Raw genomic sequence first — 26,915 nt, 5'->3', positions numbered from 1 at the left:
CGGCGCCCGGCCTTGAGTGGAATAGACTCAACTTTGCATAGGTTGTTTCTGTCATAGTTCTGACACTGCCCCGATCCCCTCCGGAGAGGAGAAGCCACCTGTGGACGCCGAGCTGACGAACAAGAGCCGCGACGCGCTGAACGCGGCCACCACCAGGGCCGTCAAGGACGGCCACGCCGATCTCACCCCCGCGCACCTGCTGCTGGCCCTGCTCGCCGGCGAGGACAACGAGAACGTCACCGACCTCCTCGCGGCCACCGACGCCGACCAGGCCGCCGTACGCAACGGGGCGGAGCGGCTGCTCGCCGCCCTGCCCAGCGTCACCGGCTCCACGGTCGCGCCCCCGCAGCCCACCCGCGAGCTGCTCGCCGTCCTCGCCGAGGCGGACGCCGAGGCCGGCCGGCTCGGCGACGACTACCTCTCCACCGAACACCTGCTCATCGCCATCGCCGCCAAGGGCGGCGCGGCCGGAGCGGCCCTTTCCGACCAGGGCGCGACAGCGAAGAAGCTGCTGGACGCCTTCCAGAACGCACGAGGAGCACGGCGGGTGACCACCCCCGACCCGGAGGGCCAGTACAAGGCCCTGGAGAAGTTCGGCACCGACTTCACGGCGGCCGCCCGCGAGGGCAAGCTCGACCCGGTCATCGGCCGCGACCAGGAGATCCGGCGCGTCGTCCAGGTCCTGTCGCGCCGTACGAAGAACAACCCGGTGCTCATCGGCGAGCCCGGCGTCGGCAAGACGGCCGTCGTCGAGGGCCTGGCCCAGCGCATCGTCAAGGGCGACGTCCCCGAGTCCCTGAAGAACAAGCGGCTCGTCTCCCTCGACCTCGGCGCCATGGTCGCCGGCGCCAAGTACCGCGGTGAGTTCGAGGAGCGCCTCAAGACAGTCCTCGCGGAGATCAAGTCCAGCGAGGGCCAGATCATCACCTTCATCGACGAGCTGCACACCGTCGTCGGCGCGGGCGCCGGCGGCGACTCCGCCATGGACGCGGGCAACATGCTCAAGCCCATGCTGGCCCGCGGCGAGCTGCGCATGGTCGGCGCGACCACCCTGGACGAGTACCGCGAGCGCATCGAGAAGGACCCGGCGCTGGAGCGGCGCTTCCAGCAGGTGCTGGTCGCCGAGCCCTCCGTCGAGGACACCATCGCGATCCTGCGCGGGCTCAAGGGCCGCTACGAGGCCCACCACAAGGTCGTCATCAACGACAGCGCGCTCGTCGCCGCCGCGACCCTCTCCGACCGGTACATCACCTCCCGCTTCCTGCCCGACAAGGCCATCGACCTCGTCGACGAGGCCGCCTCCCGGCTGCGCATGGAGATCGACTCCTCCCCGCTGGAGATCGACGAGCTCCAGCGCTCCGTCGACCGCCTGCGGATGGAGGAGCTGGCCCTGAAGAACGAGTCCGACCCGGCTTCCCTGGAGCGCCTGGAGAAGATCCGCAAGGACCTGGCGGACAAGGAGGAGGACCTGCGGGGCCTGACCGCCCGCTGGGAGAAGGAGAAGCAGTCCCTCAACCGCGTCGGCGAGCTCAAGGAGCGCCTCGACGACCTGCGCGGTCAGGCCGAGCGCGCCCAGCGCGACGGGGACTTCGACGCCGCCTCCAAGCTGCTCTACGGGGAGATCCCGGCCCTGGAGCACGAGCTGGCGGAGGCCACCGAGGCCGAGGCCGAGGTCGCCCGGGACACGATGGTCAAGGACGAGGTCGGCCCGGACGACATCGCGGACGTGGTCGGCGCCTGGACCGGCATCCCGGCCGGCCGGCTCCTGGAGGGCGAGACCCAGAAGCTGCTCCGCATGGAGGACGAGCTGGGCCGCCGCCTGATCGGCCAGGGCGAGGCCGTCCGGGCCGTCTCGGACGCCGTGCGCCGCACCCGCGCCGGGATCGCCGACCCGGACCGGCCGACCGGCTCCTTCCTCTTCCTGGGCCCGACGGGCGTGGGCAAGACCGAGCTGGCCAAGGCCCTCGCGGACTTCCTCTTCGACGACGAGCGGGCCATGGTCCGCATCGACATGTCGGAGTACTCGGAGAAGCACAGCGTGGCCCGCCTCGTCGGCGCCCCGCCCGGCTACGTCGGCTACGAAGAGGGCGGCCAGCTCACCGAGGCCGTCCGCCGCCGCCCGTACAGCGTGGTCCTCCTGGACGAGGTGGAGAAGGCTCACCCCGAGGTCTTCGACATCCTGCTCCAGGTCCTGGACGACGGCCGCCTCACCGACGGCCAGGGCCGGACGGTGGACTTCCGCAACACCATCCTGGTCCTCACCTCGAACCTGGGCAGTCAGTTCCTCGTGGATCCCGTGACCCCGGCGGACCAGAAGAAGCAGCAGGTCCTGGAGGTGGTGCGGGCCAGCTTCAAGCCGGAGTTCCTCAACCGCCTGGACGACCTCGTCGTCTTCTCCGCGCTGACCGGCGACGAGCTCGCGCACATCGCACAGCTCCAGATCGACCGGCTCGGCCGGCGCCTCGCCGACCGCCGCCTGACCCTGGACGTCACGCCCGAGGCCCTGGCCTGGCTGGCCGACAAGGGCAACGACCCCGCCTACGGCGCCCGCCCGCTGCGCCGCCTGATCCAGACGGCCATCGGCGACCGCCTGGCGAGGGAGATCCTGTCGGGCGAGGTCCGCGAGGGCGACACCGTACGGGTCGACGTGGCGGGTGACGACCTGCTGGTCGGCAAGGCGCTGTAGCGGTCCCGCGGGCGGGGCCGCCCCGCCCCCGCCCTACTCCGCCTGGAAGCGGACCGTGGCGGTGGTCCCGACCTCCGGGGTGATGCGCATCCGCAGCCCGGCCGCCCGGCCGGGCTGCGCGGTCTCGTAGACGAGGGCGACGCAGCCCTCGCTCTCCGGGTCGTAGTTGTCCGGGTGGGGCCCCGGGCAGGCGAGCGGCTCCGCCGGCTGCGGGAAGGAGGCGAGCCACGCGTCGACGTCGCGGTGCTCCATCCGGAACGCGCCGGTGGCCTTCGGGCGGCCGTCCTGCGTCCGCTTCAGCTCGCACTTCCCGTCCCGCAGGCCCGCCGGCGGGTCCAGACGGGTGAACCGGAGGGCCTCGGGACAGGCGGCGGCCGTGCCCGGCTGCTCCTCGTGGGCGCCTTGGGCCCCGTAGCCGTCCGAGGCGACCCACAGCCACCCCGGCAGCCCGGCAGCGAACGCGACGGCGAGCACCACCGGCAGCCGCCCGACCTGCTTCAACGTGCGCGGGATCATCCGACGCCCCCCTCACCCGGCCTTACCCGGTTCCTACTCGTGTCCGCCCGCAGCGGATCGTACGTGCGGGGCTGGACATGGGGTGGGCGAGATGGGGGAGGATGCAGTTATCCGCACGAAGGGAAGTACACGGTGAGCATCGACCCGGCCTCGATTCCGAACTTCGGAGGGCAGCAGCCCGATCCGCAGGCCACAGGACCGGCGGGCCCCGTCGTCCCCGACCAGGATCTGGTCAAGCAGCTGCTGGAGCAGATGGAGCTCAAGTACGTCGTCGACGACGAGGGTGACCTCGCGGCGCCGTGGGAGGAGTTCCGTACGTACTTCATGTTCCGCGGCGAGAACGAGCAGCAGGTCTTCTCGGTGCGGACCTTCTACGACCGTCCGCACAAGATCGAGGAGAAGCCGCAGCTGCTCGAGTCGATCGACGACTGGAACCGCCGCACCCTGTGGCCGAAGGTCTACAGCCACACCCACGACGACGGCTCGGTCCGTCTGATCGGTGAGGCGCAGATGCTGATCGGCACCGGCGTCAACCTGGAGCACTTCGTGTCCTCCACGGTGAGCTGGGTCCGCGCCTCCATCGAATTCGACAAGTGGCTCGTCGAGCAGTTCGGCCTGGAGAAGGACATCGACTCCTCCGACGGCGACGACGAGAAGAACGGCGACGACGACTAGTCACCCAGGCACCCGCCGCTAGAGCGGCACGCGCGCCACGAGCATCAGGTACAGCCCGTAGCCGTACGAGAGCCCGGCCAGCCCCACGGTCACCAGGACCGCGGTGCGCGGCCGGGCTCGCGCCATGACGGCGGCCACCGGCAGCAGCAGCGGGAAGGCCGGGAGCAGGAACCGCGGCTTCGACTCGAAGAAGCCGGCCCCGCCGAAGGTGATCACCAGCAGTATCGCCGTGTACGCGAGCAGCGGCAGCGGCGTCCGGTCCAGGAACAGCAGCAGGGCGAGGAGCCCGGCCGCCGCCAGCAGGGCCACCGTCACGGTGGTGGCGAGGGGCACGTGCCCGCCGGTCAGCACCCGCTCCGCCGAGCGCAGCGCCCCGACGCCGAAGTCGAAGCGGGAGCCCCAGTTCCGCTGCACGGCGAAGTACCCGCCGAGGGGATCGTCCACGCGGACGCCGACGGCCAGGACGTACGCGGCCCAGCCCACGGGGGCCAGCAGCCCGGCCGCCCACACCTCGGGCGCGCGGGACCTGCGGACGACGACGGCGTAGAGCGCCGCGGCAGAGACGGCGGCCGCCACGGCGAGCCCGGTGGGCCGGGTCAGCCCGGCGAGCACGGCGAGGCCCGCCGCGGCCGTCCAGCGGCCCCGCAGCAGGGCGTGGAGGGCCCAGGCGGCGAGCGCGGCGAGCAGCGGCTCGGTGTAGGCCAGGGACAGCACCACGGAGTGCGGCAGGGCCGCCCACAGCCCCACGAGGAGCAGCCCGGCACGCGGCCCGATCACCCGCTCCCCGACCCGGTAGATGCCGACGGCGGCCACGGCGGCGCAGACCCACGCGATGAGGATCCCGGCGGGCACGAGCCCGCCGGGCAGTACGGTGGCGACCGCCCGCATCAGGGCCGGGTAGAGCGGGAAGAAGGCGTAGTCGCTCTGGATGTACCCGGTGCCCGTCACGGCGTCGGGCCACATCTGGGTGCGGCCGTAGCCGTTCGCGGCGATCCCGAGGTACCAGACGGAGTCCCAGGACCTGCCGAGCACCTTGAGCGGATCCCGCCCGGCCCACCAGGAGCCCAGCGTGAGCACCAGCACCCCGGCTCCGCGTACGGCGGCGAACACCCCGAGCGCGATCACGGTCGTCGGCGCCGCCGACCGTACGAACCTGACCGCGCGGATCTCCAAGGGCGACGCGGTCACCGTCGCTCTGCCCGTTGCCATGTATCCCGACTTTCCAGCTCTTGTGACGACGCTCACCGGTTGGTGAGGGCTCCGGGCATGTGCACGACCGCCAGCTTCACACCGCCCTCAGCCGGCCCGCAACCACCGGCCGGAACCGGCGCCCCTCCGACGACGCGCGGGCAGCCCGCGCTAGAGGCGGCCCAGCCGCGCGGCGGCCTCCTGGAGCACTTCGGTCCGCTTGCAGAAGGCCCAGCGGACCTGGGTGGCTCCGGCGGAGGTGTCGTCGTAGAAGACCTGGTTCGGGATGGCGACCACGCCGCAGCGTTCGGGCAGGGCGCGGCAGAAGGCGAGGCCGTCCTTCTCGCCGAGGGGGGTGATGTCCGTGGTGATGAAGTACGTGCCCTGCGGGCGGTAGACCTCGAAGCCGGCCGCCGTGAGGCCGTCGGCGAGGATGTCGCGCTTGGCGGCCAGGTCCGCGCGGAAGGCGTCGTAGTAGCTGTCGGGAAGGGCCAGGGCCTCGGCGATCGCGTACTGGAAGGGGCCGGAGGAGACGTAGGTGAGGAACTGCTTCGCCGAGCGGACCGCCGTCACCAGTGCCGGGGGCGCGGTGACCCAGCCGACCTTCCAGCCGGTGAAGGAGAACGTCTTGCCGGCGGAGGAGATCGTGACCGTGCGCTCGCGCATGCCCGGCAGGCCGGCCAGGGGGGTGTGGGCGCCCTCGAAGACCAGGTGCTCGTAGACCTCGTCCGTGATGACGAGGAGGTTCCGCTCGACGGCGAGCTCGGCGATCGCCGCGAGCTCCGGCGGGGTCAGCACGGTGCCCGTGGGGTTGTGCGGGGTGTTCAGCAGGAGCAGGCGGGTGCGCGGGGTGACGGCGGCGCGCAGCTCGTCCAGGTCGAGGGCGAAGGCCCCGGCGTGCGGGCGCAGGGTCACCGGGACCCGTACGGCGCCGGCCATCGCGATGCAGGCCGCGTAGGAGTCGTAGAACGGTTCGAGGGCGATGACCTCGTCGCCCGGTTCGAGGAGGGCCAGGAGGGAGGCGGCGATGGCCTCCGTGGCGCCGGCGGTGACCAGGACCTCGGTGTCGGGGTCGTAGGACAGGCCGTAGAAACGCTGCTGGTGGGCGGCGATCGCCGTGCGCAGCTCGGGGACGCCGGGGCCCGGCGGGTACTGGTTGCCGAGGCCGGTGAGGACCGCGCGGGAGGCGGCCTCGGCGATCTGCGCCGGGCCGTCGGTGTCGGGGAAGCCCTGGCCCAGGTTGATCGACCCGGTGCGGGCGGCCAGCGCGGACATCTCCGCGAAGATCGTCGTGCCGAAGGCCGCCAGCCGGCGGTTCAGGAAGGGGCGGTCGCTGCGGTCGCTGCTCACGGGTGCGCTCATGGGCGCCATCCTGCGGGGAACCTCTGGACTTGCTCAAGTGTGCTTTGGGCCGTGCGGCGTGCGGGAATCCCCCTGTCACGCGGGACGCGGGGATCCCGTCACCCGGGAGGACCGGGGTGTGAGAGAGGGGGCGGGCATCGTGTTCGTCTTCATTGTGGTCGGGTTGCTGGTCGCCGCGTTCGTCGTGACCGTGGCCAAGCGCTGGGGCGGCAGCAGCAGCGGCGGTTCGTCGTCGTCCGGTTCCGGCAGCAGCTGGTGGGGAGGCGACGGGGGCTCCTCCTCCTGCGGCTCCTCGTCCTCCTGTGGTTCCTCCTCGTCCTGCGGCGGGTCTTCCTCCTGCGGCGGCGGGGGGTGCGGTTCCAGCTGACACGGGGCAGCTGGCACCGCGTGGACGGGGGCGTCCGGCGGTCCGATTTCCGTCGGGCGCCCTCCCGTTCGCCCGTGTGCGGCCCATGCATGACGACGCGCGGGACGCAACCTGTTGAACACGTGAACTGCGAAGCCCCCGGGGGGATGTAAACCCCGTCAAGTTGGGTAAAAACGCTGTGAGTGCCGTGCCTTTCATGATTCCCTCGGTTGAGTAGACCAGTCCCCGGACCTCCCGGGACTTCCTGTGGACCCGTGCCGGTGTCCCCCCACCCGTTGACTACCGCTGGCGGGCCCCGGCCCATCTCCCTCGCGCGTTTGCGGAGCCGACTCATGCTCACGACCCTCCAGACCACCTACACCGACACGCGTGCCGCCGATCTCGCCTGGGCCCTGGGTCGGGACCGGCTGCCCGCCCTTGCCGTACTGAACCTCGAACTGTCGGGCGCGAAGGTGGAGTTGCGCCTGCTCGGAGCCTCCCATCAGGTGCTCCTGGAGGAGGGTGAGGTGCTCTGCTCGGAGACGGTCGCCTGCATGCCCGGCAGCAGCACGCCGCTGCCGCTCGGCGTGGCCAAGCGGGTCGGCGACTGGGGGTACGAGTTCGCCGCACGGGTCGAGACCCTGTCCCGCGGGTCCTTCGCGGGGCGCGCGCAGGAACTCCTCGCACTGGTCGCCGACCACCCGAACGGACTAGCGGGCACCTTCCCCGGCAGTCCGCACGCCTTCACCGCCATGCTCGCGCAGCGCTACGAGGGCCAGGTGCGCTGGCGGACCTGGCACGCGTACCCGCAGGAGGGCCAGTTGGTCGCCACCCGGACCCGGGTGGGCGTACGGATGGCGGCGGCCGCGGCGGCCGCCGCGGAACGGGAGTCGCCCGCACTGCGCTAGCCCCGCCCCCCGCGGGGGCGGGGGCGCCCGGGCGCCTTCCGGGCGCGGGCGTTCCGGCACGGTTACGCCAACTGGCTGGATCGGTACGCCACTTGCACCCATGTGGGTGACCGGATGTGAGTGGGCGGTGACGTACGGTTCGCTTCATGATCGACCGTTCCGTCCCGCGCCGGGTGCTCCCGGCCCCGGAGCCGCGGGGCGCCGCGCCCGTCCCGTCCGCCCTGCCCGTACGGCCCCGGACCGGCCGACTCCTCGTCCTGGCCACCGTGTTCGTCTGCGCCGCCTGCGGGCTCGTGTACGAGCTGGAGCTGCTCGCCCTCGGCTCCTACCTCATCGGCGATTCCGTCACCCAGGCGTCGGTCGTCCTGTCCGTCATGGTCTTCGCCATGGGCGTCGGCTCCCTGCTCGCCAAACGGCTCCGGAGCCGGCCCGCCTTCGGCTTCGGCGCCATCGAGGTGGGGCTGGCCCTGCTCGGCGGACTCTCGGCCATAGCGCTGTACGCGAGTTTCGCCTGGCTGGGGGAGTCCCGGCCCGCCCTCGTCGGCTTCTCCTTCGCCATCGGGGTGCTCATCGGTGCGGAGATCCCGCTGCTGATGGTCCTCATCCAACGCATCCGCAGACAGGACGCGGGCGGCGCCGTCGCCGACCTCTTCGCCGCCGACTACGTGGGCGCCCTGGTCGGCGGCCTCGCCTTCCCCTTCCTGCTGCTCCCCGTGCTCGGCCAGCTCACCGGGGCCATGCTCACCGGCACCGTCAACGTGGTCATCGGCGGCGGCCTGGTGCTGTGGCTGTTCCGCCGCGACCTGGGCCGGCGCGAGCGCTGGATGCTGCTCGCCGCGAACGCGACCGTCCTGGCCGTCCTCGGCTGCGCGACCGTCCTCGCCGACGACTTCGAGCGCTCCGCCCGGCGCGCCGTCTACGGCGGGGAGGTCCGGGTCGCCGTCCAGACCGGCGTACAGGAGCTGGTGCTCACCGGCCCCACCACCGGCTCCCCGCGCTCCCTCGACCTGTACCTCGACGGGCGGCTGCGGGTCAGCGGCTACGACGAGTACCGCTACCACGAGGCCCTCGTCCACCCCGCCATGACCGGCCCGCACACCCGCGTCCTGGTCCTCGGCGGCGGCGACGGGCTCGCCGCCCGCGAGGTGCTGCGCTACCCGGACGTCGCCTCCGTCACCATCGTCGAGCTCGACCCCGGCGTGGTCCGCCTCGCCCGCACCGACCCCATGCTGTCCGCGCTCAACGCCGGGGTCTACGGGGACCCCCGCCTCGGGGTCGTCACGCAGGACGCCTTCCGCTGGCTGCGCGGACCGGCCGCCCGCAACGGGTTCGACGTCATCGTCTCCGACCTCCCGGACCCCGGGATCACCCCCAGCACGAAGCTGTACTCGCAGGAGTTCTACGGGCTGGCCGCGCGGGCCCTGCGCCCCGGCGGCCGGATCGCCGTACACGCCGGGCCGCTGGCCACGCGGCCCCGTACGTACTGGACCGTCGAGTCCACCCTCCGCGCGGCCGGGCTGCGGACCGCCCCCTACAGCGCGGGCGGCCGCCTCTCCGGCTTCGCCGCCGGGCCCGACCGCACCGGGCTGACCGGCACACCGCCGCAGGACTGGGGCTTCGTCCTGGCCGCCCGCGAGCAGTCGCCCGCGCTGCGCGTGGACCGCGACACGCCGGGTCTGCGCTCGCTGTCCACCGCCTCCCTCCTGGACGCCGCGCGCGACGCGGAGCGCACCCGGATGACCGGACTCCCGCCGTCGACCCTTCCGCACCCGCGGTATTCGTGACCCGGTGCGGTCTCGTCGGTAGGCTCGACCGCATGGAGCATCAGGTGTTCGTTCCGGTTCCGGCAGACCGTCTCCGCGCCGTGCTGCGCGACCCCGTCCGGGTGGCCCGGTGCGTGCCGGGGCTCCAGCAGGACGCCGACACCGACTCCGGGCCCGTCTCGGGCCGGCTGAAGGTCCGGGTCGGCGGAAGCACCGTGACCTACCGGGGGGCGCTGACCGTCACCGAGCGGGACCCGAGCCGCTTCGACCTCGACGGCGAGGGCACCGAGGTCCGGGGCAGCGGGACCGTCACCCTCGCGCTGGCGCTGCGGCTGACCCCGCAGGAGGACGGCACCCGGCTGGACTTCACCGCCAGGGGCACCGCCGGCGGCCGGGCCGCCGCCTTCACCGCCGAGGCCACCGACACCGCCGTACGGCGGCTGCTGGAGCGGGCCGCCGAACTGCTGGGCGCGGCGGCCACGGCGGACACAGCGGACGCGGCGGGTGCCGGGGTCGGCGATCCGGTGGCCGAGGCGGAGGAAGCGGAGGAGGCCGAGGACACCGCGGACGCCGCCGGCTCCGATGACGCGGAGGTCACCGAAGTCACCGCCTCCGTGTTCGACACCGAGGTGCCGCCGCCCTCCCTGGACCCCTTCCTGGCCGGTGAGTTCGACGAGCTGGACGGCGGGTCCCCGCGGCCCCCGGCCGAAGCCGCGCACGCCCGCCGCACGATGATCGGCCGCAGCGCCGAGGAAGTGGACCACGCCCCCCCGCGCGGCCGCTACGCCCCGGTCCCGGCACCCACCGCCACCACGGCCGGCGACAACCTGCGCTGGATCGCACCCGCCGCGGCCCTCGCCCTGGCCTCGGCCGTGCTCCTCGGCAGAGCCCTGCGCCGCCGCCGCTAGGGTCGGCGGTATGAGTACGCAACTGAGCGCCGGCGGCGCCGAGGTGACCGTCGACCAGGAGAACGGCTGCCGGATCAGCAGCCTGCGCATCGACGGGACCGAGCTGCTGCGCCGGGGCCCGCATTACGGGTCCTTCCCGATGGTCCCGTGGTGCGGCCGGACCGAGAACGGCCGGTTCAGGGACGGCGCCACCGTGCACCAGATGCCGGTCAACCACCCGCCGCACGCCCTGCACGGCTTCGGCCGCGACGCGGCCTGGCGCCCGGCCAAGGCCACCGACACCGAGGCCGTCTTCACCTACGACCTCGCCGACCCGTGGCCGTACCCCGGCCGGGTCACGCAGATCTTCGAGCTGGCCGAGGACGCGCTCACCCTCACCCTGGGCATCGAGACGTACGGGGACTCCTTCCCTGCCCAGGCCGGCTGGCACCCCTGGTTCCGCCGCAACCTCGGGACGGGCGGCGCCGACGTGAGCCTGGCCTTCGAGCCCGCCTGGCAGGAGGAGCGCGGCGCCGACCACCTTCCCACCGGCCGCCGCATCGACCCGCTGCCCGGCCCCTGGGACGACTGCTTCGGCATGCCGGACGGGGTCGACGTCACCCTGACCTGGCCCGGTGCGCTGGAACTGAAGGTCACCAGCCGGGCCGAATGGGTGGTCGTCTACGACGAGCAGCCCGAGGCCGTCTGCGTCGAGCCCCAGTCGGGGCCGCCGAACGGGCTGAACACCCTGCCGCGCCTGGTCACCCCCGTCGACCCGCTGGAGATCTCCGCGACCTGGACGTGGCGGCGGCTCTCGTAGCACCCAATTAAGCTCAGAGGCATGAGTGACGTACGCGATGCGCTTCTGCAGCAGATCAAGGACAAGGCCGTCGTGCACGGCAAGGTGATCCTCTCCTCCGGCCGCGAGGCCGACTACTACATCGACCTCCGCCGGATCACCCTCGACGGCGAGGCGGCCCCGCTGGTCGGTCAGGTCATGCTCGACCTGACCGCCGAGCTCGACTTCGACTGCGTCGGCGGCCTGACCCTGGGCGCCGACCCGGTCGCCACCTCGATGCTGCACGCCTCCGCCGCGCGCGGGCAGCGCCTGGACGCCTTCGTCGTCCGCAAGGCGCAGAAGGCGCACGGCATGCAGCGCCGCATCGAGGGCACCGACGTCAAGGGCAAGCGCTGCCTGGTCGTCGAGGACACCTCGACCACCGGCGGCTCCCCGCTGACGGCCGTCGAGGCGGTCCGCGAGGCCGGCGGCGAGGTCGTCGCCGTCGCCACGATCGTCGACCGCGGCGCGGCCGGCGCGATCGCCGAGGCCGGGCTCCCCTACCTCACCGGGTACCGGCTCGAGGACCTCGGCCTGTCCTAGGTCCCGATACGGGCCTGCTCCCGGCCACGTCCAAGTGGTGACAAAGGTCCTCCGAAGCCCCGGGGCAGGGCCTGACCTGGCGTTTTCCGGGTGGCCGGGATGTTTCACGTGAAACGTCCCGGCCCGTTCGGCTCGCACTGTGGACAGCAGGGGTGGAGTGTCGCGCCGAGTCTGGAAAGATAGGCGCGACGGTGACGTCGCCCCCAGGTCAGGGCCCGCAATAGCACACTCCCCGCACATCCAAGGAGCGGACAGATGCCCATCGCAACCCCCGAGGTCTACAACGAGATGCTCGACCGGGCGAAGGCAGGCAAGTTCGCCTACCCGGCCATCAACGTGACCTCGTCCCAGACCCTGCACGCTGCGCTGCGCGGCTTCGCGGAGGCCGAGAGCGACGGCATCATCCAGATCTCCACCGGTGGCGCGGAGTTCCTGGGTGGCCAGCACAACAAGGACATGGTCACCGGCGCGGTCGCCCTGGCCGAGTTCGCGCACATCGTGGCGGCCAAGTACGACGTCACGATCGCGCTGCACACGGACCACTGCCCCAAGGACAAGCTGGACGGCTACGTCCGTCCGCTGCTCGACATCTCCGCCGAGCGCGTTGCCAAGGGTCTGAACCCGCTCTTCCAGTCGCACATGTGGGACGGCTCCGCCGAGACCCTGGCCGACAACCTGGCCATCGGCCAGGAGCTGCTCGCCAAGGCCGCCGCCGCCAAGATCATCCTTGAGGTCGAGATCACCCCGACCGGCGGCGAGGAGGACGGCGTCAGCCACGAGATCAACGACGAGCTGTACACCACCGTCGAGGACGCGATCCGTACCGCCGAGGCCCTGGGCCTGGGTGAGAAGGGCCGCTACCTGCTGGCCGCCTCCTTCGGCAACGTGCACGGCGTCTACAAGCCGGGCAACGTCGTCCTGCGCCCCGAGCTCCTCAAGGACCTCCAGGCCGGTGTCGCCGAGAAGTTCGGCAAGGCCTCCCCGTTCGACTTCGTCTTCCACGGCGGTTCGGGCTCCACGGCCGAGGAGATCGCCACCGCGCTGGAGAACGGCGTCGTGAAGATGAACCTCGACACCGACACCCAGTACGCCTTCACCCGCCCGGTCGTGGACCACATGTTCACCAACTACGCCGGTGTCCTGAAGGTCGACGGCGAGGTCGGCACGAAGTCCAAGTACGACCCGCGCACGTGGGGCAAGGCCGCCGAGGCGGGCATGGCCGCGCGTGTCGCCGAGGCGTGCGCGAACCTGCGCTCGACCGGTACGAAGCTGAAGTAGCTCTCCGCGCACCTGCGTACGAAGGGCCCGGCCCCCGTCTCACGACGGCGGCCGGGCCCTTCGGCTTCCCCTGGATCCCCCCTGGTCCCGCGGCGCCCCCCGACGCCCGGGAGTCGGTCAGGCCATCAGGCCGTCATGCCGTACGGCAGGGCCTCGACCAGGCCGGTGCCGACGAGGGCCTCGAAGACCTCCTCGCCGTTCTGTACGCCGATGACCTTGACCGTGGCGGGGCCGGTGCGCTCGGCGTGGATCCAGACCGGGGCGCCGAACTCGGCGTACCGCTGGTACGTGCTGGTGACGGAGACCGGCATGACGGCGGGGGCGGGGGTCAGCGCCACCGCGGCCTGGCGGGCGGCCTCCATCAGGACCATGCCCGGGAGGTGGTCGCCGGGGTGGTCGAAGAGGACCGGGTGGCGGGTGTCGTACCGCAGCTGCCAGGTGGAGCCGGTGCCGTGCTGCGGCGCGGCGGCGAGCACCACGTCGAAGGGGGAGTAGCGGCCGACCTGGGCGGGCTGGAGCGGGTTGGCGGGCAGCGAGGGCTCGGGCCGCCGGTCCACCTGTCCGGCGCGCAGCCGGCGGTACACGGCGGGGGAGGCGACGTTGTAGCCGACGTCCCCGGTGGCCACCACGAGACCGCCGTGACGCATCGTCACCTGGTAGCGCAGCGCCTGGAGTTGGGTCCCCCGGCGGCGCACCTCGGTGCAGACGACGTCGAGGTCGAGGTTGGCGGGCGTGTCGCCTATGACCAGGTTCTCGGGGCTGGCCGTGTAGTCGAGGCCCCACAGCAGGAACTGGTGGCCGAGCGGGACGTCGAAGGCCTCGTGGGCGACGTACGAGCCGACCTGGCGGATGGTCTCGCAGATCAGCATCGGGTCGTAGTGGGTTCCGGCGATCGGGGCGAAGAAGCTGTGGCCCCGCGGGAGCTGCGCGGTGACGTGGAACCGGTCCTCGGCCGGGCGGCACATACCCGTCAGGAAGACCTCGGCAAGGGCCGCCCGGTGCACGAGCTCGCGGGGGACGGTGGTGGTGAGCCCCCCGTCCTGTCGGTCAGGGCACCGGCAATCGGCAGTGGAGGAAGACAGGTTGGCGAGGACGTCCGTCGGTTCCAAGGTCGTGATCATGAAGTCCCTCGAGATCATGGCCGAAAGCCGAGCCGCACTACTTGCCTGACGCAAAGTACGTACTTTCGGGTTTGCTTGTCAGGTAGAGAATTACCCGAAGATCAGGGGTCCCTGGCTCGAAGGTGACGTAAACCACACCACTCGGAGTAGTGGAATGGCTGCTTCCAGTAGATGTTCTGCCAGGTCAGTGACCGTAATGGGGGGTTCCGCTCACGCTGAGTCGATTTTCGGCCGATGAGGGGACATCAAGGCGGCGTCAGGTATCTTTTGCTCAGCGGCAGCCGCGTACCTGGGAGTATTTTTTGGGGGTCCCCCGGGCGCTCCGTGGCTGCCCGGCATCTCCGCAGCGGCGTGCCGCGTCCAGCCACCGTCCGGGCCCCCGCCGATTGGAGACCCGATGCACGCCCTCCGGCACATCCGCCCGCTCGGGCACCTGCGGCTCGCCGCCGTGAACATCGACGGGGTCCTGCTCAACGACACCTTCAGCCCGGTGATCCACCACTTCGTCACCAGTCGCGGCGGGACCTACGACGCACACGTGGAGCGCGCGGTCTTCTCGCAGTCCCGCACCACCGCCGCCGCGGCGCTCGGCGCGGCGGCCGGGGTGGACTGGACCCCGGAGCGGGTGCTGGAGGTCTACTTCGAGGAACGGGCCGCCTACCTCGCCGAAAACCCGCTCCGGGTACTGCCGGGCGCGGAAGCCCTCCTGCACCGGCTGCGCGCCCTCGGCCTGGGCACCGTCTGCTACGGCGGCCTCGACAAGACCCACTTCGACGCCTACCTCGGCCACCTCGCGCACCTCTTCGACGAGCCGGGCTACATCTGCACCAACGACTTCCGCCCCGGCGTCCGCGAGATCGCCGTGGACTCCTTCGGCCTCGACTGCGACCGGGTGCTCTTCATCGACGACGTCGCCCGGGTCTCCGAGGCCGCCCGCGACCTGCGCGCCCCCTTCATCGGGCACCCCAGCCCCTTCGAGTACGGCTTCCAGGGCCGTCTGATGCGCGACGCGGGCGTACGGCACCTGGTCCGCTCGCTCGACGAGATCGACGAGGACCTGCTGCGCGTGCTCGACGGGGAGGCCGCCGCCGGTCTCGCCTGGGCCGCCTGATACCGGTATCCCGTACTCGTCACGGCGCGGCCGTGAACACAGCGATAACAGGGAGAGTCATGGCAGGGGAGCGCATGCTCGACGGCAAGGTCGCACTGATCACCGGCGCGAGCAGTGGCATAGGCGCGGCCGCGGGCCGGGTGTTCGCCCGCGAGGGAGCACGGGTCGTCCTCGTGGCACGCCGGGAGGACCGGCTCAAGGAGCTCACCGAGGAACTGCGCGGCGCCGGCGCGGAGGCCGAGTACGCCGTGGCCGACGTGACGCGCCGGGAGGACACGGCGCGCGCCGTGGAGCTGGCCGTGAGCCGGTTCGGCCGGCTGGACTGCGCCTTCAACAACGCCGGTTGGGGCACGGGTCGCACTCCTCTGCACGAGATGGACGACGAGCTGTACGACCGGATCATGGACCTCAACGTGCGCGGGGTGTGGAACTGCCTGCGCGACGAGATCGCCGCGATGCTGAGGACCGGCGGCGGCACGATCGTCAACAACAGCAGCGTCGCCGGCCTGATCGCCACCCCGGTGGCCGCGCCCTACGTGGTCGCCAAGCACGCGGTGATCGGCATGACCAAGGCCGCCGCCGCGGAGTACGCGGCCCAGGGCGTCCGCGTCAACGCCGTGGCCCCGGGCACCACCCGTACCGAGGTGGTCGAGGAGTGGTTCGCGGCCGTACCGGGTATGGAGGAGCGGCTGCACGCCGCCACCCCGCAGCCCCGTACCGCGGAGCCGGAGGAGATCGCCGAGGCGGCCGCCTGGCTGTGCAGCTCCCGCGCCTCGTTCGTGACCGGGGTGACGATGCCGGTGGACGGAGGCTTCACGATGGTGTGAAACTGTACTCATAGGTACGTACCCGGGGGCATGTATTGCCGATCGATCTGGGGGCATGGAGAGGGACATACGAATGAGGACGGAACGACCGCAGGTGAAGCAGGATCGCGCCGTGCGCACCCGCCAGGCGATCCTGGAGGCCGCCGCCGTGGTGTTCGAGGACCGCGGCTACGACGCGGCAAAACTGACGGACATCGTCCGGCTCGCCAACGTCACCAAGGGCGCGCTCTACTTCCACTTCGACTCGAAGGAAGACCTGGCGCAGGCGGTCATCGACGCCCAGGTGGGCATCGACCCGGCCTACACTCCACAGGAGTTCAAGGCGCAGGAGTTCGTCGACATCGGCATGATCTTCTCGCACCGCCTCCAGCACGACGTGCTGATGCGCGGCAGCGCGCGGCTCACCCTGGAGCAGAACGGCCGGGCGCTGGACCGTGCCGCCCCCTACCAGGGGTGGATCGACATGCACACCGCCCTGATGGTCGAGGCGAAGGAGCGCGGTGAGCTGCTCTCGCACGTGGATCCGGGCGGTCCCTCGCGATTGATCGTCGGCGCGTTCGCGGGGCTCAACGTGATGTCGCAGACGCTGGGCCTGGAGCTGGACAAGGAGGTCTCGGCGCTCTACACGAGCGTGATGCCGAGCCTGGTGGTCTCGGCCGTCGCGATCCGGCTGGACACCGCCCCGGGCCGCGGCGCCCGGGCGCTCCACGGCCCGAACGGGGCCCATCTGTGCGACTGTTCGGGCTCCCCGCTCGTCGCCCCCGAGGACGACGCGGCCATCGCCGGCTGATCCCGGAGCCGTCATTCCTCGCTCGTGATCCCCCGCCCTCCAGGGCGGGGGATCACGCGTTTCGGGGTGTGCCGGGTGTCACGGCAGGGCAGCCGCGATCACGAGTAGCCAAAAACAAAATCCCGGGTATTCTTTTTCCAGCGGAGCCGCGCGCACGCGGGCTCCTGCCGTGCCTTGCCCTGGGAGAAGACTGTGGACATTGACGTGCTCGGAGGGCTGGAGGTCCTCGAGAACGGCGTGCCCGTCGCGCCCGCCACGCCGCCCGCGCGACAGGTTCTGGCCGTGCTGGCCGCGCACGCCGACCAGGTGGTCCCCGTAGGCGTCCTCGCCGCGGAGCTCGCCGTGCTCGTACCGGCCGAACACGCGGGCGCGGCCGTGCACTCCTGCGTGGGCCTGCTGCGCCGGCGCCTCGCCGCGGCGGCCGCACCGGGCGGGCGTCGCACCGGGGAGTCGATCCTGGTGCAGACGCCCGGCGGATACCTTCTCGATACCGACGGCGGCCGCTCTGACCTGCATGAATTCGCCCGCGAGGCGGGGGCGGGATACCGCGCCATGGCCCGCGGGGACCACGAGTCGGCCGCCCGGCGACTGCGCGGAGCGCTCCGCCTCTGGAAGGGCCCGGCCTTCGACGGGGTGACCCCCGGGCCCCGGCTCGAGGAGCGGATCGCGGATCTGGAGGCCACCCGCAAGGCGGTCGCGGAACAGTGGGTGGAGGCCGAGCTGGCCCTCGGCCGGCACCGCGAACTGAGCTCCGGACTGGCCGAACTGTCCCTCGTCCCCGGACTCCGGGACGCGGACTCCGGCTGGGGCCGGCTCCGCGGGGCGGCCCTGCCGGCGGGCCGCGGCACGGTACGCACCACCGCGTACTCCGCGTACCCCTCCCGAAGGGGCGAAACATACCGACGCCCCGCCGCGGTGGTCCGCGCGGACTTTTCTCGCGGTGCGAAGCCCGACCCCGAGACCGCGACCGGCCCCCTGCGCCACTCGCTCCTCCGGGCGGCTCCCGCGCCCTCCATGGCGTGACCGGCGGCCCCACCCCCGGGCCCGCACCGCGGCCCACCCCCTGATCGGCCCCCCGGGAACCCCCGCCCCGGGGGGCTCCCCATCGCTTCAACTCCCGTGTAACGAACGCCACTTGGAGATCCGTCCCCTACTTGACGGATCACCTCGGAGGGAGTTGGCGGGCCCCTGGGCGACGGCCCAGGATGAACTGGAACCAACCCACGGACGCGCAACATTCCAGCGGGTCTTTTTCTACGAACTTCGAGGTGCCCGGCATGATCAACGTCGCCGTCAACCACCACTCGGCCACCAGCCACCACCTGCGTCTGTCAGGAGCCTCGGGCGACCAGGGCTGGGGCGCGGCCCCGGCTCCCCGCGCCTGAGGCCCCACGCCGCGACGCATTGAGCCGTACCGGGCCGCAGGGGCCGAGCTCCGTAGCCCGCACCCCCTGTGACCAGCGCGCACTTGACCCCGCCGCCCCAGGAACCTAGGTTCGGATGGCCTGATTCCGATCCCATCGCGACGCGGAACGGCACCGCACATCGGGGGATGAGGGGCTATGAACGACAGGACGGGTGCGCTCGCCGTACTGGAACTCCTCGCCCGAGACGCACCGGCAGCCCACATCGAGAACCTGCTGCACGACGCCCGCCGCAGCGGCGCCGCCGAGGCCGAACTCACCGAGCTCGGCAGGGCCGTGGACCTGGCCCGCACCATCCGCGCCGGCACCGACCGCGGCCGCGACCGCGCAGCCGCCCTCACCGCGCTCGTGGACACCGCGCACGACCTCACCTCCCCCCACGACCTCGACACCCTCCTGCGCGCCATCGCCCGCCGCGCCCGCCGCCTGCTGTCCTTCGACATGGCGTACGTGAGCCTGCGCCGCACCGACGGAACCTCCTACGTCCACACCTCCGAGGGCGACACCACGGCCCTCAACGCGGGCCGAGAGCTCGGCGAGGGCCCCAGCCTGGGCAGCCTCGCCGAGGAACGCCGCGCGGCGGTCTGGAGCCCCGACTACCTCGACGACGAGTCCGTTCCCCACCGCCCCGACATCGACGACGTGGTCCGCGCCGAGGGCCTGCGCGCGATCATCGCGGTTCCGCTGCGGTCCGGCGACACCACCCTGGGCGCCCTCTACGGCGCGGACCGCGAGGCCCGCCACTTCACCCCCGACGAGATCGGCGTACTGCTCTCCCTCGCGGACCTCGCGGCGCTCGCCGTCCAGCAGGCGGAGCTGCTGGAACGCACCCGCGACGAGGTCACCGAGCTGGAGCGGTTCGGCTCGGCCATGAACACCACCCTCACGCGCGTGCGCCACCTGTGGGACTGCCACGCCCGGCTGGCCCGGATGGTGCTGGACGGGGCCCGGCTGTCCGCGCTCGCACGGGCGGCCGCCGACGCGCTGGACGGCGTACTCCAGGTACGGGACCCGGGCGGGCGGCCGCTGACCGCCGCCGACGAGCTCCCGGACCTGGACGAGGAGGCGGTGACCCGCGCCGCGCTCCAAGCGCACACGGGCCGCGCGCCGGTCCCCCTGCCGGGGGAGGTCTGGGTGGCGCCGGTGACGGCCGGCGCGGAGGACCTCGGGGTGCTGGTGCTGCGCGCTTCGGCGGGGCTGACGCCCGAGGACGTACGGCTCTTGGAGCTGGCGGCCCAGTCGGTGGCCGCGCTGCTGCTGATCCAGCGGGGCACGGCGGCCGCCGAGGGCCCCGTCCACGACGAGCTGCTCCAGGACCTGCTGGACCGGCCGCACCACTCCGAACTCCACCTGCGGGAGCGGACCCGGCGGCTCGGCATCGACCTCGACGTGCCGCACGTGGTGGTGGTGGCCCGGCCGGAGGGCGGGGAGCTGGGCAAGGCGGTGGCGTGGGCGAGCTCGTACGCCTACCGGTGCGGGGGCCTGAAGGGCGTGCGCCGCGGCTGCATCGTCCTCCTGCTCCCCGGCTCGGACGCGTCGGCGGTGGCCCGCACGGTCTCGGCGGAACTCTCGCCGCTGCTCGGCCACCCGGTGTCCACGGGCGCGGCCGGTCCGGCCCGCGGGGCGTCGGGGGTGGCGGGCGTGTACGAGGAGGCCTCGCGCTGCCTGGACGCGCTGACGGCGCTGGACGGGGCCGGCGGCACGGCGTCGCTGCGCGAACTGGGCTTCCTGGGCCTGCTCCTGTCCACGGACCACGACGTGGACGCGTTCATCGCCTCGACGATCGGCCCGGTACTGGAATACGACGAGACCCGGCTCACGGACCTGACCCGCACGCTGGACGCGTACTACGAGTCGGGCGGCAGCCCCACGCACGCCGCCGAGGCGCTGCACGTGCACCCGAACACGGTCTCGCGCCGGCTGGAGCGGATCGCGGAACTCCTGGGCGAGGCCTGGCAGAAGCCGGCCCAGGCCCTGGAGATCCAGATGGCCCTCCGCCTCCGCAAGGCCCGCGCCGCCCTGCGCACCCACCGCTCCGCCTGACCACCGGCGTGTGACGCGCGGGGTCCGGGCGGATCCGGCGGGTGCTTGCGCGGCTAGTGGGACGCCGCGCGGGCGCGCAGGGGGGTGGCGGTCGCCCGGCGTGCGGGGCGAGGCGACGGGAGGTACTGGCCCGGTACCGGGTGCGCGGCCGTCCGCCCGACGGAGTCGCCCAGGCAGCGGGCCGCATGCGCCACCGAAGCCATCGTCACGTGCCGGTGCCACCCCGACAGCGACCGCCCGGCGAAGTCCCGCAGCCCGACCTCCTGCACGCTCTCCGACGCCGCCGCCGACACCCGCCGCGCCTGCTTCGTCAGCCGCAGCAGCGCGGCCGGCGTCAGCCGCGTCAGGTCCGTCACCCACAGCTGGGACGGCAGCCGCCGCGGGTCCGTCCACTCGCCGACCAGCAGCACCTGCCGCCGCCGCGCCGGCGACGGGTCCGGCATCATCACGCGTACCGCCGCCACCAGCGAGGTGCGCCGCGCGCCCGGGTGCGTGGGGTCCGGCCACTCCACCGGGACCCGCAGCCCCTTGACGTTCTGCAGGATGTCCCGGGCGGCCAGCGTCCCGGCCCCGTACCCCGGCAGCGCCGGGTCGGTGACCAGCAGCCGCGCCGCGCCGCCGATCCGCGCCAGCACCGGCAGCCGCGCCTCGGCGAAGCGGTTCATCGTCGACCGGGTCCCGATGTCGCGGATGTCCAGGACCACCGGCCGCGCCGGCATCCGGCACTCCTGCACCGCGTCCAGGACACCGGTGACCGCGCACTCCTCGTACGACTCGTACTTCTCCTCGCCCGCTTCGAACGAGGGCGACGTCGACGGCGACGGCGAGACCGCGGGAGAAGGCACCGGCAGGGGGCCCTCCTCCGCCTCCGGCGGCAGGAACAGCCGCCACCCCACCGGAGTGATCACCTGCGCGGACGTGAACCAGATCCCGAAGGCCTGCTGCCCGCGGAACATCTGCCCCTGGTGCGGGTCGAAGCGGTGCCCGACGCCCACGGAGTGGTCGCCCCCCTTCGGGATCGCCATCGGCTGCGCGACCCACGCCGTGAGCGGGGTGGACTGCTCCAGGTAGTGCGACAGGGCCGTCCGGATCGGCTGCCAGTCCCAGGTGGAACCGGCGATGAAGTGGTGCAGGCTCTGCTCGGCGGCGGGCCCGCCGATCTGCTGCGCGATGTTGCGGATCGACTTGCGGCCCTCGGTGGCGAGCAGCCCGCGCACGTACTGGCGCCCCCGCTCCCGCTGGTCCCTGCGCCGCAGGGAGGTGAGTACCGCCTTGCACAGGTCCTCGGCCGCCTCGTCGACCGGATCGCGCCGGCCCCGGACCGGCCCCCCGACCGGCTGGAACTCACCGCGGACGTCACGGCGGGTGGTGATGGTGTTCACGACATACCCCCTTCGTCGATTGCACCACCACCGTCCGCCCGCGACCCCCCTCACGGGGAGGTGTGCCGGGCACACCCCTGCGCCGCCGAGTGGTGGGGCGCCCACCACCCCCGCAGCCGTCAGCCGGCGTCGGCGGCCAGGAAGTCCCTTACGACCTTGGTGAATTCCTCGGCGCGCTCGCCGATCACGGCGTGGCCGCTCTCGATCTCGACGTACGTGCTGTCCGCCAGCCGGGTGTGCACCTCCCGGGCGTTCTGCACCGGGATCGTCAGGTCCAGAGTCGAGCCGACGACCAGCGTCCGCGCGTGGATCCGGGCCAGTGCGCCGCGGATGTCGGCGCGCAGGTTGAGGTCGATGTGCCGCAGCGTGCCGGGAGTGGGCAGCATGATCCCGAGCATGGACTCGAAGCCGTCGTGGCCACCCGCGTTGAGGGTGGCGTGGCTGAGGGCGGTGATGGTGGCGTACCGGCTGAACGCGTCGGGGTTGCCGGCGAGTTCCCGCCAGACCGTCATCATGTTGCGCAGGTACTGGTCGCCGGGGCCGGCCCAGCCGTTGACCAGCACCAGCCGGTTGACGAGGTCGGGCCGGGCGGCGGCGACGGTGGCGGCGACCAGCGAGCCGAGCGAGAAGCCCAGCAGGTCCACCGGGCCGTTCCCGGCCTCCTCCAGGACGGCGACGACCTGCTCGGCGAGGGCATCGAGGGACAGTTCGCCGCCGTCGTCCTCGGTGTGCGCGTGCCCGGAGAAGTTGGCCTGGATCACGCGGCGGCCGCCCTCGGCGAAACCGGCGACGAGGTGGTCGAAGATGACCGAGCCGGGGCCGGTGCCGGGTACGAGCACCAGGGAGGGCCCGGTGCCCTCGCCGTGAACCTCGTACGGCAGCCGGGCGCTTCCTACGGTGACGTGAGCCATGTGAAACGTCCTTGGTGAGGGTGATGGTCGATATCGAGCCATCGTGGAAACCCCGCCACACCGGTGTCACGCACCCCCACGACAGTCCGTCAACTGCCCCGCTCAGCCAAACTAGGCACATGTCCATTCACCAGAACCTCCTCGGGGGCCCCGCCCCCACCCACCTCCCCGACGAGCCCGGCCGCGAGGCCCTGGCCGCCGGCACCCCCGCCGCCGAGGTGGCGGCCGCGCACCCCACCTCCTCCCTCGCCTGGGCGACCCTCGCCGACGAGGCCTTCGCCGCCGGCCGCACGGTCGAGTCGTACGCGTACGCCCGTACGGGCTACCACCGCGGCCTCGACGCCCTGCGCCGCGCCGGCTGGAAGGGCCACGGCCCGGTCCCGTGGGAGCACGAGCCGAACCGCGGCTTCCTCCGCGCCCTGCACGCCCTGGCCCGCGCCGCCGAGGCGATCGGCGAGAAGGACGAGTACGAGCGCTGCTCGACCTTCCTGCGCGACTCCTCCGAGACGGCGGCGGACGCGCTGAACGCCTGAGACACCGTCTGAGGCCAACAAGCGGAATGTGGCGTACGTCACTCCCCGCTGGAGCCCCGCCCCACCCGTGTCTTACGATGCGGGCAGGGGACCGGGGCTCCACTCACCTCACGGAAGGAGCGGACCGCTACCCGGAAGCACGTGTCGAGGAGACAGCGATGTCGAACACCCTTGATGCCTCCGGAGCCGGCGGTTCGGACACCCCGAACCTCGACTTCGACGGCACGACCCCGTACGAGGACTACGTCCAGGCGGACGTCCTCACCCACCTCCAGCACCTCCGCTCGGACGACCCCGGCGAGATGGTCTTCCTGGTCACGACCCAGGTCATGGAGCTGTGGTTCACCGTCATCGTCCACGAGTGGGAAACGGCGGCGCAGGCCCTGCGCAAGGACGACCTCCCGGTCGCGATGGACGCGCTGAAACGTTCCCTCCGCGAACTGGAGGCCCTGAACTCCTCCTGGCGCCCCCTGGCCCAGCTCACCCCGAGCCAGTTCAACGCCTACCGCTCCGCCCTCGGCGAGGGTTCCGGCTTCCAGTCGGCGATGTACCGCCGGATGGAGTTCCTGCTCGGCGAGAAGTCCTCCTCCATGCTGGTCCCGCACCGCGGCGCGCCGCGCGTGCACGCGGAGCTGGAGAAGGCGCTCCACGAGCCGAGCCTCTACGACGAGGTCCTGCGCCTCCTCGCCCGCCGCGGCCTCGCGGTCCCGGCCGCCGTCCTGGACCGCGACCTCTCCCAGCGCTACGAGCCTTCGCCCGAGGTGGAGGCCGTCTGGACGGCCCTGTACGCGACCCCGGACGAGCACCACGACCTCCACCGCCTCGGCGAGGTCCTCACGGACGTGGCCGAACTGGTCTGGCGCTGGCGCAACGACCACCTGGTCGCCACCCGCCGCGCGATGGGGGCGAAGACGGGCACGGGCGGCTCGGCCGGCGTGACCTGGCTGGAAAAGCGCGCCACGAAGAACGTCTTCCCGGAACTCTGGACGGCCCGCAGCCATGTCTGAGCCGACAGTGATCCCGCAGCCCTCCGCCGCGCCGGCGCAGCACGGCCGGTCATTGGCGGCACGGGCCGAAGCCCTGGACGCGGCCGACGAGCTGGCCAAGCTCCGCGAGCGCTTCACCCTCCCCGACGGAGTCGTCTACCTGGACGGCAACTCCCTCGGCGCCCTCCCCGCCAACGTCGCCGACCGCACCGCGGACGTCGTCTCCCGCCAGTGGGGCGAGCTCCTCATCCGCTCCTGGGACGAGAGCGACTGGTGGACCGCCCCCGAGCGGATCGGCGACAAGCTCGCCCCGCTCATCGGCGCGGCCCCCGGCCAGGTGGTCGTCGGCGACTCCACCAGCGTCAACCTCTTCAAGGCCCTGGTGGGCGCCGCCCGGCTGGCGGCAACCGCCGCCCCCACCCGCACCCGGATGCTGGTCGACGCCACCACCTTCCCCACCGACGGCTACATCGCCGCCTCCGCGGCCCGTATGACGGGTCTCACCGTCACCCCGGTGGACCCGGCCCACGCGGCCGAGGCCATGGGCCCGGACACGGCGGTGGTACTCCTCAACCACGTCGACTACCGCACCGGCCGCCTCCACGACCTCCCCGCCCTCACCGCGGCCGCCCACGCCGCGGGGGCGATCAGCGTCTGGGACCTGTGCCACTCGGGCGGCGCCCTCCCCGTCGGGCTGGACGCGCACGCCGTCGACCTCGCCGTCGGCTGCACGTACAAGTACCTCAACGGCGGCCCCGGCGCCCCCGCGTACCTCTACATAGCCGAGCGCCACCAGGCGGACTTCGACTCCCCCCTCCCCGGCTGGAACGGTCACGCGGATCCCTTCGCGATGACCCCGGACTACACGCCCACCCCCGGAGTGGCCCGCGCCCGCGTCGGCACGCCGGACATCCTGTCCATGCTGGCCCTGGAGGCGGCGCTCGACGCCTGGGACGGGGTCTCCGTAGAAGCCGTCCGCGCCAAGTCCCTCGCCCTGACCGACTTCTTCCTCGAGTGCGTGGCCGCGTACGTCCCCGCGGGCAAGGTCGAATCGGTCACGCCCGCCCTCCACGGCCACCGCGGCAGCCAGATCTCGCTGCGCACCGACAACGCCCGCGAGGTCATGGCGGAACTGATCTCCCGGGGCGTCATCGGCGACTTCCGCGCCCCGGACGTCCTGCGCTTCGGCTTCACCCCGCTGTACGTCGGTTTCGCCGACGCGGAGCGCGCCGCGCGCACACTGGGTCACATTTTCGGGTGACCCGGTAGCGAAACGTCACATCACCGGGCGGGCGGGGCTACGGCTCCGCCCGCCTTCCCGCATCCCGGACCTCGCACGGAACGCCCCGTTCCAGCCTGATACGGTCCCGCTCTGCCGAACCACCGGAACATCTGTCCCCGCTGTCCCACGCGTTACCGAGAGGTTGAGCCGATGACGGACCCCGCCGCAGTGGAACGGGACGCCGCCGAGGCCGCCTCGGCCTTCTCCCATCCGGCGGTCGCGCCGGACGCGACGGCCGCGTACGGGGACCACCCCGACCAGGTCGTCGACTTCTACGCCCCGCGCGGCGAGACCCGGGGCCCGGGCCCGGCCCCCCTCGTGGTCGTCCTGCACGGCGGAGCGTGGCGGGCCCCGTACGACCGGCAGCACATCACCCCGCTCGCCGACTTCCTGGCCCGCCGGGGTTTCGCCGTCGCCAACGTCGAGTACCGGCGCGGCAGCTCCCTCCCGCACCAGAACGCCGAAGGCCCGGTCGCCGGCCGCTGGCCGGAGACCTTCGACGACGTCGCCGCCGCGATGGACGCCCTCCCGGACCTCGTCGCGAAGGCCCTCCCGGCCGCCGACCTGCGCCGCACCGTGGTCACCGGCCACTCCGCCGGCGGCCACCTCGCCCTGTGGGCGGCGGCCCGCCACCGGCTCCCGTCCGATTCCGCGTGGCGGCTGCCTTCCCCGCCGCCGCTGCGGGGCGTGGTGGCACTGGCCCCGATCGCGGACTTCACGGTCGCCGAGGAACTCGGTGTGTGCGGTGGCGCCTGCGCCCAACTGCTGGGCGGTTCCGAGCAGTTCGACGCCCGCCTGCCCTATGCGGACCCGGCCTCCCTGCTCCCGACGGGCATCGCCACGGCGGTGGTCCAGGGCCGCGAGGACATCGTGGTCCCGGCCCGCGTGGCGGAGTCGTACGTCGCCGCGGCCGCGAAGGCGGGGGAGATGGTCGGCCTGACCCTGCTCGACGGGGTCGGCCACTTCCCGCTGATCGACCCGGCGGCCGACGCCTGTGCGGTGGTCTCGGAGGAGATCTCACAGCTGGCCTGGTAGGGCCGGGCGCCGGAGCGGCCACGGGCGGCGGCACGGTGACGTCCGACCGCCCGTTTCGTTGAGTACGGCATGAAGATCAAGAACATGCTCGCCGCCGGCGCCCTCGCGCTGGCCGCCGTTTCCGCAGCCGCCCCCATGGCCTCCGCCGCCACGGCCGACGACACCCCCGGCATCACCGACGCCGTCTCCCTGGCGGAGGTCGCCGACCTCCCGGACGTCGACGCCCTCGCCGGCGCCCCCCTCGTGGGCGAGGAGACCTGGGGCGCCGAGGAGTCCCCCGACGTCATGTCGGACCTCGCGCACTTCACGGACGGTCTGAGCGAGACCGCCCTCCAGGGCCTCGAAGGGGCCCAGTAACCCCCCGGCCCACCGCCACGCCCGCACACGGAAGGGGGCGGGGGGGGCCCGGCGCCCCCCCCCCCCCGCCCGCGGGCCCGCCCGGTGGGGCGACAGGCACCCGGTGATCTCGATCCGGGCGGG

At 72.7% G+C, this 26,915-nt stretch carries 25 protein-coding genes; 18 read left to right on the top strand and 7 right to left on the bottom strand.

Annotated elements, in window-relative coordinates; translation table 11 throughout:
* The first annotated feature begins 100 nt into the window (after positions 1-100).
* Positions 101-2,686, top strand: a complete 2,586-nt coding sequence (clpB, locus tag ACFTXQ_RS02625) for an ATP-dependent chaperone ClpB (RefSeq protein ID WP_382635167.1) — start codon at positions 101-103, stop codon at positions 2,684-2,686.
* 33 nt (positions 2,687-2,719) lie between these two features.
* Here clpB and ACFTXQ_RS02620 read toward each other — a convergent pair whose 3' ends face one another.
* Entirely contained in the window at positions 2,720-3,202 is a 483-nt protein-coding gene (locus ACFTXQ_RS02620) for a hypothetical protein (protein ID WP_382635165.1), read from the bottom strand.
* Between the two features lie 132 nt (positions 3,203-3,334).
* On the opposite strand from ACFTXQ_RS02620, the gene ACFTXQ_RS02615 reads away from it, so the two are divergent.
* The gene (locus tag ACFTXQ_RS02615; protein ID WP_382635163.1) at positions 3,335-3,877 is read left to right on the top strand and encodes a YbjN domain-containing protein; all 543 of its coding nucleotides are present in this window, start codon (positions 3,335-3,337) and stop codon (positions 3,875-3,877) included.
* Positions 3,878-3,895: 18 nt separating this feature from the next.
* On the opposite strand, the gene ACFTXQ_RS02610 is transcribed toward ACFTXQ_RS02615, so the two are convergent.
* The 3 genes from ACFTXQ_RS02610 to ACFTXQ_RS02600 form a co-directional block, all read right to left on the bottom strand.
* Positions 3,896-5,086, bottom strand: a complete 1,191-nt coding sequence (locus ACFTXQ_RS02610) for a hypothetical protein (protein WP_382635161.1) — start codon at positions 5,084-5,086, stop codon at positions 3,896-3,898.
* A gap of 150 nt (positions 5,087-5,236) precedes the next feature.
* Positions 5,237-6,436, bottom strand: coding sequence for a pyridoxal phosphate-dependent aminotransferase (locus ACFTXQ_RS02605; protein ID WP_382635159.1), 1,200 nt, complete (start codon positions 6,434-6,436; stop codon positions 5,237-5,239).
* A gap of 66 nt (positions 6,437-6,502) precedes the next feature.
* The gene (locus ACFTXQ_RS02600) at positions 6,503-6,811 is read right to left on the bottom strand and encodes a hypothetical protein (RefSeq protein WP_382635157.1); all 309 of its coding nucleotides are present in this window, start codon (positions 6,809-6,811) and stop codon (positions 6,503-6,505) included.
* Positions 6,812-7,126: 315 nt separating this feature from the next.
* Between ACFTXQ_RS02600 and ACFTXQ_RS02595 the strand changes: the two genes are divergently transcribed.
* The 6 genes from ACFTXQ_RS02595 (at position 7,127) to fbaA (ending at position 12,990) form a co-directional block, all read left to right on the top strand.
* Positions 7,127-7,681 (top strand): DUF2617 family protein, encoded by a 555-nt coding sequence (locus ACFTXQ_RS02595; protein ID WP_382635155.1) that lies wholly within the window; start codon positions 7,127-7,129, stop codon positions 7,679-7,681.
* Positions 7,682-7,827: 146 nt separating this feature from the next.
* On the top strand, positions 7,828-9,465 hold the full coding sequence (locus tag ACFTXQ_RS02590) for a polyamine aminopropyltransferase (protein ID WP_382635153.1): 1,638 nt from the start codon (positions 7,828-7,830) through the stop codon (positions 9,463-9,465).
* 32 nt (positions 9,466-9,497) lie between these two features.
* On the top strand, positions 9,498-10,352 hold the full coding sequence (locus ACFTXQ_RS02585; RefSeq protein ID WP_382635151.1) for an SRPBCC domain-containing protein: 855 nt from the start codon (positions 9,498-9,500) through the stop codon (positions 10,350-10,352).
* A 10-nt stretch (positions 10,353-10,362) separates the two neighbouring features.
* Positions 10,363-11,151 (top strand): aldose 1-epimerase, encoded by a 789-nt coding sequence (locus ACFTXQ_RS02580; RefSeq protein WP_382635149.1) that lies wholly within the window; start codon positions 10,363-10,365, stop codon positions 11,149-11,151.
* Between the two features lie 21 nt (positions 11,152-11,172).
* Complete coding sequence (gene pyrE / locus ACFTXQ_RS02575; protein ID WP_381752184.1) at positions 11,173-11,712, top strand: orotate phosphoribosyltransferase; 540 nt, start codon at positions 11,173-11,175, stop codon at positions 11,710-11,712.
* Between the two features lie 255 nt (positions 11,713-11,967).
* On the top strand, positions 11,968-12,990 hold the full coding sequence (fbaA, locus tag ACFTXQ_RS02570; protein WP_382635147.1) for a class II fructose-bisphosphate aldolase: 1,023 nt from the start codon (positions 11,968-11,970) through the stop codon (positions 12,988-12,990).
* A 125-nt stretch (positions 12,991-13,115) separates the two neighbouring features.
* Here the strand turns inward: fbaA and ACFTXQ_RS02565 are convergent, their stop codons facing one another.
* On the bottom strand, positions 13,116-14,111 hold the full coding sequence (locus tag ACFTXQ_RS02565) for a ScbA/BarX family gamma-butyrolactone biosynthesis protein (protein WP_382635145.1): 996 nt from the start codon (positions 14,109-14,111) through the stop codon (positions 13,116-13,118).
* A 397-nt stretch (positions 14,112-14,508) separates the two neighbouring features.
* Here ACFTXQ_RS02565 and ACFTXQ_RS02560 point away from each other — a divergent pair, with 397 nt between their 5' ends.
* The 5 genes from ACFTXQ_RS02560 to ACFTXQ_RS02540 all read left to right on the top strand — a co-directional run bounded on the left by ACFTXQ_RS02560 (position 14,509) and on the right by ACFTXQ_RS02540 (position 20,306).
* The gene (locus ACFTXQ_RS02560) at positions 14,509-15,222 is read left to right on the top strand and encodes an HAD family phosphatase (RefSeq protein WP_382635144.1); all 714 of its coding nucleotides are present in this window, start codon (positions 14,509-14,511) and stop codon (positions 15,220-15,222) included.
* A gap of 59 nt (positions 15,223-15,281) precedes the next feature.
* Complete coding sequence (locus ACFTXQ_RS02555; protein WP_382635142.1) at positions 15,282-16,049, top strand: SDR family NAD(P)-dependent oxidoreductase; 768 nt, start codon at positions 15,282-15,284, stop codon at positions 16,047-16,049.
* 112 nt (positions 16,050-16,161) lie between these two features.
* Positions 16,162-16,839, top strand: coding sequence for a ScbR family autoregulator-binding transcription factor (locus tag ACFTXQ_RS02550; RefSeq protein WP_382635139.1), 678 nt, complete (start codon positions 16,162-16,164; stop codon positions 16,837-16,839).
* A 192-nt stretch (positions 16,840-17,031) separates the two neighbouring features.
* Complete coding sequence (locus ACFTXQ_RS02545) at positions 17,032-17,862, top strand: BTAD domain-containing putative transcriptional regulator (protein WP_382635137.1); 831 nt, start codon at positions 17,032-17,034, stop codon at positions 17,860-17,862.
* A 539-nt stretch (positions 17,863-18,401) separates the two neighbouring features.
* Complete coding sequence (locus ACFTXQ_RS02540) at positions 18,402-20,306, top strand: GAF domain-containing protein (protein ID WP_382635135.1); 1,905 nt, start codon at positions 18,402-18,404, stop codon at positions 20,304-20,306.
* Between the two features lie 53 nt (positions 20,307-20,359).
* On the opposite strand, the gene ACFTXQ_RS02535 is transcribed toward ACFTXQ_RS02540, so the two are convergent.
* Together ACFTXQ_RS02535 and ACFTXQ_RS02530 are read right to left on the bottom strand one after the other, a co-directional pair.
* Positions 20,360-21,688: an IS701 family transposase gene (locus ACFTXQ_RS02535; protein WP_382635133.1), complete on the bottom strand. Its 1,329-nt coding sequence runs from the start codon at positions 21,686-21,688 to the stop codon at positions 20,360-20,362.
* Positions 21,689-21,807: 119 nt separating this feature from the next.
* Positions 21,808-22,599 carry an alpha/beta fold hydrolase gene (locus ACFTXQ_RS02530; RefSeq protein ID WP_382635131.1) on the bottom strand — a complete coding sequence of 264 codons (792 nt, stop codon included), beginning with the start codon at positions 22,597-22,599 and terminating at the stop codon, positions 21,808-21,810.
* Between the two features lie 119 nt (positions 22,600-22,718).
* Between ACFTXQ_RS02530 and ACFTXQ_RS02525 the strand changes: the two genes are divergently transcribed.
* The 5 genes from ACFTXQ_RS02525 (at position 22,719) to ACFTXQ_RS02505 (ending at position 26,792) form a co-directional block, all read left to right on the top strand.
* Complete coding sequence (locus ACFTXQ_RS02525; protein WP_382635129.1) at positions 22,719-23,132, top strand: DUF3151 domain-containing protein; 414 nt, start codon at positions 22,719-22,721, stop codon at positions 23,130-23,132.
* Positions 23,133-23,290: 158 nt separating this feature from the next.
* Positions 23,291-24,139: a tryptophan 2,3-dioxygenase family protein gene (locus ACFTXQ_RS02520; protein WP_382635127.1), complete on the top strand. Its 849-nt coding sequence runs from the start codon at positions 23,291-23,293 to the stop codon at positions 24,137-24,139.
* On the top strand, positions 24,132-25,379 hold the full coding sequence (kynU, locus tag ACFTXQ_RS02515; protein ID WP_382635125.1) for a kynureninase: 1,248 nt from the start codon (positions 24,132-24,134) through the stop codon (positions 25,377-25,379). Before ACFTXQ_RS02520 ends, kynU begins: the two co-directional genes overlap by 8 nt.
* Positions 25,380-25,550: 171 nt before the next feature.
* Complete coding sequence (locus tag ACFTXQ_RS02510; protein ID WP_382635124.1) at positions 25,551-26,435, top strand: alpha/beta hydrolase family protein; 885 nt, start codon at positions 25,551-25,553, stop codon at positions 26,433-26,435.
* A gap of 69 nt (positions 26,436-26,504) precedes the next feature.
* Entirely contained in the window at positions 26,505-26,792 is a 288-nt protein-coding gene (locus tag ACFTXQ_RS02505) for a hypothetical protein (protein WP_382635122.1), read from the top strand.
* Positions 26,793-26,915: the final 123 nt, after the last annotated feature.

The sequence above is a fragment of the Streptomyces sp. NPDC057010 genome (genome assembly GCF_042673805.1).
Taxonomy (GTDB): Bacteria; Actinomycetota; Actinomycetes; order Streptomycetales; family Streptomycetaceae; genus Streptomyces.
Note: the sequence above shows the minus strand (reverse complement) of the source record. Positions and strands in the feature narration are given on the sequence as shown.

What these genes read in the sequence shown, in the direction of transcription:
- ACFTXQ_RS02620 (WP_382635165.1), bottom strand. Translation starts at nt 3,202, where the DNA reads ATGATCCCGCGCACGTTGAAGCAGGTCGGGCGGCTGCCGGTGGTGCTC.
- ACFTXQ_RS02610 (WP_382635161.1), bottom strand. Translation starts at nt 5,086, where the DNA reads ATGGCAACGGGCAGAGCGACGGTGACCGCGTCGCCCTTGGAGATCCGC.
- ACFTXQ_RS02605 (WP_382635159.1), bottom strand. Translation starts at nt 6,436, where the DNA reads ATGGCGCCCATGAGCGCACCCGTGAGCAGCGACCGCAGCGACCGCCCC.
- ACFTXQ_RS02595 (WP_382635155.1), top strand. Translation starts at nt 7,127, where the DNA reads ATGCTCACGACCCTCCAGACCACCTACACCGACACGCGTGCCGCCGAT.
- ACFTXQ_RS02590 (WP_382635153.1), top strand. Translation starts at nt 7,828, where the DNA reads ATGATCGACCGTTCCGTCCCGCGCCGGGTGCTCCCGGCCCCGGAGCCG.
- ACFTXQ_RS02585 (WP_382635151.1), top strand. Translation starts at nt 9,498, where the DNA reads ATGGAGCATCAGGTGTTCGTTCCGGTTCCGGCAGACCGTCTCCGCGCC.
- ACFTXQ_RS02580 (WP_382635149.1), top strand. Translation starts at nt 10,363, where the DNA reads ATGAGTACGCAACTGAGCGCCGGCGGCGCCGAGGTGACCGTCGACCAG.
- pyrE (WP_381752184.1), top strand. Translation starts at nt 11,173, where the DNA reads ATGAGTGACGTACGCGATGCGCTTCTGCAGCAGATCAAGGACAAGGCC.
- fbaA (WP_382635147.1), top strand. Translation starts at nt 11,968, where the DNA reads ATGCCCATCGCAACCCCCGAGGTCTACAACGAGATGCTCGACCGGGCG.
- ACFTXQ_RS02565 (WP_382635145.1), bottom strand. Translation starts at nt 14,111, where the DNA reads ATGATCACGACCTTGGAACCGACGGACGTCCTCGCCAACCTGTCTTCC.
- ACFTXQ_RS02560 (WP_382635144.1), top strand. Translation starts at nt 14,509, where the DNA reads ATGCACGCCCTCCGGCACATCCGCCCGCTCGGGCACCTGCGGCTCGCC.
- ACFTXQ_RS02555 (WP_382635142.1), top strand. Translation starts at nt 15,282, where the DNA reads ATGGCAGGGGAGCGCATGCTCGACGGCAAGGTCGCACTGATCACCGGC.
- ACFTXQ_RS02540 (WP_382635135.1), top strand. Translation starts at nt 18,402, where the DNA reads ATGAACGACAGGACGGGTGCGCTCGCCGTACTGGAACTCCTCGCCCGA.
- ACFTXQ_RS02530 (WP_382635131.1), bottom strand. Translation starts at nt 22,599, where the DNA reads ATGGCTCACGTCACCGTAGGAAGCGCCCGGCTGCCGTACGAGGTTCAC.
- ACFTXQ_RS02525 (WP_382635129.1), top strand. Translation starts at nt 22,719, where the DNA reads ATGTCCATTCACCAGAACCTCCTCGGGGGCCCCGCCCCCACCCACCTC.
- ACFTXQ_RS02520 (WP_382635127.1), top strand. Translation starts at nt 23,291, where the DNA reads ATGTCGAACACCCTTGATGCCTCCGGAGCCGGCGGTTCGGACACCCCG.
- kynU (WP_382635125.1), top strand. Translation starts at nt 24,132, where the DNA reads ATGTCTGAGCCGACAGTGATCCCGCAGCCCTCCGCCGCGCCGGCGCAG.
- ACFTXQ_RS02510 (WP_382635124.1), top strand. Translation starts at nt 25,551, where the DNA reads ATGACGGACCCCGCCGCAGTGGAACGGGACGCCGCCGAGGCCGCCTCG.
- ACFTXQ_RS02505 (WP_382635122.1), top strand. Translation starts at nt 26,505, where the DNA reads ATGAAGATCAAGAACATGCTCGCCGCCGGCGCCCTCGCGCTGGCCGCC.